7 protein-coding genes are annotated in these 4,693 nt (G+C 33.0%); all 7 read left to right on the top strand.

From position 1 onward, the window contains the following. Positions 1–213 precede the first annotated feature (213 nt). The 7 genes from BTO30_RS13250 (at position 214) to BTO30_RS13220 (ending at position 4,693) form a co-directional block, all read left to right on the top strand. Positions 214–993, top strand: coding sequence for a hypothetical protein (locus BTO30_RS13250; RefSeq protein ID WP_075399201.1), 780 nt, complete (start codon positions 214–216; stop codon positions 991–993). Between the two features lie 643 nt (positions 994–1,636). Beyond that, on the top strand, positions 1,637–1,876 hold the full coding sequence (locus BTO30_RS13245; protein ID WP_075399200.1) for a hypothetical protein: 240 nt from the start codon (positions 1,637–1,639) through the stop codon (positions 1,874–1,876). 119 nt (positions 1,877–1,995) lie between these two features. Continuing rightward, complete coding sequence (locus BTO30_RS13240) at positions 1,996–2,181, top strand: hypothetical protein (protein WP_075399199.1); 186 nt, start codon at positions 1,996–1,998, stop codon at positions 2,179–2,181. Between the two features lie 30 nt (positions 2,182–2,211). Beyond that, positions 2,212–2,745, top strand: coding sequence for a hypothetical protein (locus BTO30_RS13235; protein WP_075399198.1), 534 nt, complete (start codon positions 2,212–2,214; stop codon positions 2,743–2,745). A 179-nt stretch (positions 2,746–2,924) separates the two neighbouring features. Further along, positions 2,925–3,155, top strand: a complete 231-nt coding sequence (locus tag BTO30_RS13230; protein WP_075399197.1) for a hypothetical protein — start codon at positions 2,925–2,927, stop codon at positions 3,153–3,155. A 695-nt stretch (positions 3,156–3,850) separates the two neighbouring features. Continuing rightward, on the top strand, positions 3,851–4,324 hold the full coding sequence (locus tag BTO30_RS13225) for a helix-turn-helix domain-containing protein (RefSeq protein ID WP_245796464.1): 474 nt from the start codon (positions 3,851–3,853) through the stop codon (positions 4,322–4,324). 51 nt (positions 4,325–4,375) lie between these two features. After that, positions 4,376–4,693 carry a hypothetical protein gene (locus BTO30_RS13220; RefSeq protein WP_075399195.1) on the top strand — a complete coding sequence of 106 codons (318 nt, stop codon included), beginning with the start codon at positions 4,376–4,378 and terminating at the stop codon, positions 4,691–4,693.

The raw sequence follows: 4,693 nt of genomic DNA, 5'->3' as shown, positions 1-4,693 counted from the left end.
TACAATTAACAAGAGGGCATCTCTTTTTTGTCGTTTATTTATGGAAGATTATTCATAATCAACACGCGTGAAATTATATAGTATTCCACCTTAATCAGAATATTAAAATAGTTAATTTTTCCTATTTTTAATTTAGGTGTATTTCCCATGGGGAAATTGTAAACAATGTTGCTGTAGTGTTAAATCAAAAAATATTGTAGAGGAGATATCTTTATGGAAATAAAAACATTAGAAAACGTAATAAGTCCTTCATTACCTATATATCTAAGAAGTTATAGACATAATTTAACGTCAGGTTACAGTATGTGTGCACAATGTAAAGGCGTGACTTTCAATAATAAAGAATGTATTGGTTGTCATAAAAGTGAACGGAAATATTGGCAGTCACTGGTGATAAAAATTCTGTGCATCATGAATCCTTATTTTCATGAATCTGAGTATCAACATAGTGAGATTATCAATCCATTGACAAATCGGCATTTGAGTACGGATATAGCAATAAAAAGAACGTATGACAGCAAAATTCCTTATTTTGTAATAGAGGTATGTGAGCCTCATCATTTTGCAAAGAAGGGGTTAATTTACAAAACAAAACCAAATGATTTTTTAAAATGGGAATTCTATTCTCTGAAATATCTAATCCCTCTTTTTTACTTGAACATTCATGAGTTTATATCTAAGGAAAATATTCGATCAAAAACTCCTAATGATGTGGAATTGAGAAGTATTGTGGATTACCTGAAAAAAATATATTCACTGACAGACAGATACTATTCACGCTCTTTAGATAAGCGAGAGGAATTCTTTATTAAAAACATTGTAAGTGTACCTTCTACCAAGCTTGAACTTGAAAAGGGAAGTGATAACAATAATGATCGTGAAACTGTAGACAAGTGTATAGAACTGATTAATTATGCAAATTCAAGTAACCTACAAGAATATGTAAAACAAGAAATGATAAGAGGGGAAAGACAGTTGTTAGAATTAAATTAAATAAGATTAGGAGGCCGAGACAAGATGTTCATATCATGGTATTAAGATCTATTTACCTCTCCAATAGATAGGTTATAGATGTAAATAGTTTTTTATTGACGACCTTGGTGTAATCAATTATGATATTGGAATAAGTAACCAATATTAGAAGGCAGGATGAAAATGATGAAGATCGTTTTAAACCAAACCTCACAACTATATAAAAAAAAAATGAACGCCCCGTTATCGACGGGGCGTTTTTGTTTTTTCTAATCTTGTTTTCAAAGCAACATTATTGAGATTAATTGGTGACAAAAAAGTGGAAGGGATGAACAAAATGAAGGTACTGGTGGCAAAAATGAAGAACAAGCAATTCGCACAAAATGTAATAATTGGGGTGATATCAGACTTACTTATGCTCGCTACGGGTATTACTATTGGCTACTACTTTAAAACGATGATGTTCTAATTAAATAGGAGAAATCAGGTTAAAGGGGGAAATTGATATATAGGGTTCTATCCTTACATTTTGTTGAAAAATCTCCGCCTATCTCCCCTCATACTGGCTCTAAAAGGAGTGGCATAAGTACATGGACAGAGAGAATAAATGCTTTTTAATAAGCTATGCTCTACTAAATCCTATTTTAAGAAAGGATGAATTAATATGAACATAATTCCAAGAAAATACGAACAGGAAATTCCATACGAAGTCTTCGGAAAATCAGTCCTCAATGAAGAAAAAGTGCAGTTCACGGGAACAGATTTTTGGTGGAGCGACGAAGAAATGAAAGAGGTAATTTTAATGCTGGTCTTTAGTATAGGATTGCAACGTTTAATACAAATCCTTCCTGATCAATCAAGGGAGGAGTTAGTGAGTATACTTTTGCTTGGACCTGAAACATGATGTGGGAAGAAAGTGGCTGTGATACTCGGAAGAATATTTATGAACCTCTACTTAAACTTGATTCAACCATAAGAGAACCATTAAATAGCTATACGGAATTAATTAGTTAGGAGGTCAGTATGATCACATTCAAAACCGATATTTCCGATAAATTAAAAAGAGAGATTAGGCAAACAGTGGTGAAGCAAGTCGTTGAAACCAAAGATGTTGAACCGTTTGCTGTTATAAACAAAGATGAGATTATCGTTGGGATAAGAGATAGGAATAAATTCATCATTAAGCGAGTAATTCATAAGGTAATTTGATAATGAACCAAATAAAAGGAGTGGGAAAAGATGGGGTATCTCCAACTTGGTATATGCCACCGTATGTCAGTACATAAAGACAAAATGACAAAAATGAAGCTAACAAATGAAATGTTAATAAGCAAGTTGAATAAAGAAATGGATATGTCACTATTTAACTATGGAGAGAATGAAAACGAGATTACTTTCGTTATTAAGGAACCAATCTTAATACAATTACATAATTTTATGCAGTTCCAATTTTCATTGTATCCACAGAACAAAAGCGAAACTAAGGAATTTGAAGCATTATTGAATAGAGTCACAAATGCCTCGTATAAAGAGCTTATTGAATTGTCAAAGGAGCGGAGCATATATAATTTTCAACACAATCAAATCAGTCATAAAATTCAAGTGGACTCTTGGAATTGGTTGCAAGTAGATGTATCATTATTTGTTATTTTTGTGGAAGGGAAAATCTTGATGGAAGGCTACAATTCTTTTTTGGGATATTTCGAGAATTTAGTTAGGTCATCGAGTGGAAATTGGTCAATTGCTGGAGCATTTCGTGGTTTTATCCAATGATTTGTTTTCTTGTACTGATTAGGTTTTACAAACACGATAGAAAACAATTTAAAAAATTTTTTAAAAAGCAGTCAAATAATCAAAGGTGAAATCTAATGAAAAAAGCCAGCTTATACCTCTGAAGGAAGGGGAAATCCTATGTTATGACGAGTAGACAGACATACGTCCGAAGAGCATAAGTGGAAGTCGAATTAGAATTGAAAGGCTCTTTTAATGAAGTGATTTTTACTATTTTTCATCATTCAGGCAAAAAATCAATCAAGCAAGAACTGATAATTTTCCTTGGGATTAAAGAAGACATGTTGACTACAAAGATAGAAGGGTATGAAAGAAGAGTGATCGAAAAGGTATTCATAAACTTTTATTTACCAAAAACGTACTGGTCAGTTAGACAGGATGTTTGGGCTTAGAGACGAAAAGAGATAGTTCATATTAACAATTATTATTTACTGATTAAGGTGGGGATAAAAAGAAGAACAGTTCTGTCCTTCTCAATTTGTATTACAGATTACTGAATAATTATGAATAATATCGGAGTATATACTGATATGTTATGAAAGATATATGCATTAGTTATGAAGACAAACACAAGGTCGTGAAAGAGGTGTAATAATGGGATGAGGGCATCACTCCATAAGTAAAATGGAGTGATGCCCTCATTTTTGGGATGGAGTTACCATTCGAACCTCTTTAAAACAACGGGAAGGGATTGTCTTGTAACTATATCAAATATTAATTGGTACAGGAGATGAAGCTAATCAATGTTATCAAGTTCACTCAATACTTTCTTAAAAGATGTAAAGAGCAAAAGATTAGTTCTAACGGAATAAAAGAATTGAGATATCCGTCGATGCAATGTACGGATATATTGCTGACATCATAGAAAACAGGCCACTTGAACTTGAGGCTTTTCCGATGACGACTATTAGTAGCATGTGTCGGGGGTGTAACTTTAAAGAATTGTGTGTTAACGAAATTAGATTTGATATCTTAAATATAGTTTATGTTTTAGAGAATGAAAGACTTAGAAAAATACTATAATACAATATACAAAAAATCTCAGGATCTCAACAGAGAATCCACGAAAGGATGATGTCATGTGAACATGGACAAGTTAATAGATCAAAAAGGGGAAAACCTGTCTGGATTACAGGTTTCAGATAATTTTGGATTATTGATCAAACACTTCAGAGAAATCCGTAATATGACGCTTAAAGATGTTGAAATGCGTTCAGGTGTCTCAGGCTCCTATGTGAACCGCTTGGAGAAGGGGGAACGCAAAAGTCCTGGGTTACCCACAGTATTCAAAATCGCTGATGCGTTACAAATACCGTATTACGAACTTATTACCACAGCTTTTGTTGAAGCTGCATCTTCAAAAAGAGATGAACAATCGCTCCCAGAAGTTTTGATACAAAATGATTTTTTTATTGGTGATGAAATTGTAAACAAGAATGCTAAGCAACTATTGGTACAAATTAATGAGCAAATCCTAAGTAGTCAGTGGGATGAGCAAAGCAAAATCAAGGAAATGCTTGAAATTTCCCAACTAATTGATCGCTTCAAAAAGGCAATTTAATTAAGAGAAGAAAAGGGGCAGTTCATTGCTTCTTTCTTCTCGTAAAGAGGGGTGAAAAATATAGGGAAATTAGGTTCTGAAAAAGAATTCATCTTTAGTCTCTATCTCAAAAAATATCCAAAGGTTTTAGAAAAGGAGATTAGTCTTAAACTAAGCAATATACAACTTGAAGTACCACTTGGCCGTAAGAAGATTGATTATCTTTCAATTTCGAAATCTCGAAGACTTACAGTAATTGTTGAAAATCAGCTTACACCTTCTGATAAATATCATCTTGATGACAAAATCATGCCTATATTGTATTCCACGCGGGTTGATTATGAATCATCTTCGATAAATAACGGCCAAAAAAGAGATGCCTTCTTGTAA

The organism is Domibacillus antri (assembly GCF_001936625.1).
Taxonomy (GTDB): Bacteria; Bacillota; Bacilli; order Bacillales; family Domibacillaceae; genus Domibacillus; species Domibacillus antri.
Note: the sequence above shows the minus strand (reverse complement) of the source record. Positions and strands in the feature narration are given on the sequence as shown.

What these genes read in the sequence shown, in the direction of transcription:
- BTO30_RS13235 (WP_075399198.1), top strand. Translation starts at nt 2,212, where the DNA reads ATGGGGTATCTCCAACTTGGTATATGCCACCGTATGTCAGTACATAAA.
- BTO30_RS13250 (WP_075399201.1), top strand. Translation starts at nt 214, where the DNA reads ATGGAAATAAAAACATTAGAAAACGTAATAAGTCCTTCATTACCTATA.
- BTO30_RS13240 (WP_075399199.1), top strand. Translation starts at nt 1,996, where the DNA reads ATGATCACATTCAAAACCGATATTTCCGATAAATTAAAAAGAGAGATT.
- BTO30_RS13225 (WP_245796464.1), top strand. Translation starts at nt 3,851, where the DNA reads ATGGACAAGTTAATAGATCAAAAAGGGGAAAACCTGTCTGGATTACAG.
- BTO30_RS13245 (WP_075399200.1), top strand. Translation starts at nt 1,637, where the DNA reads ATGAACATAATTCCAAGAAAATACGAACAGGAAATTCCATACGAAGTC.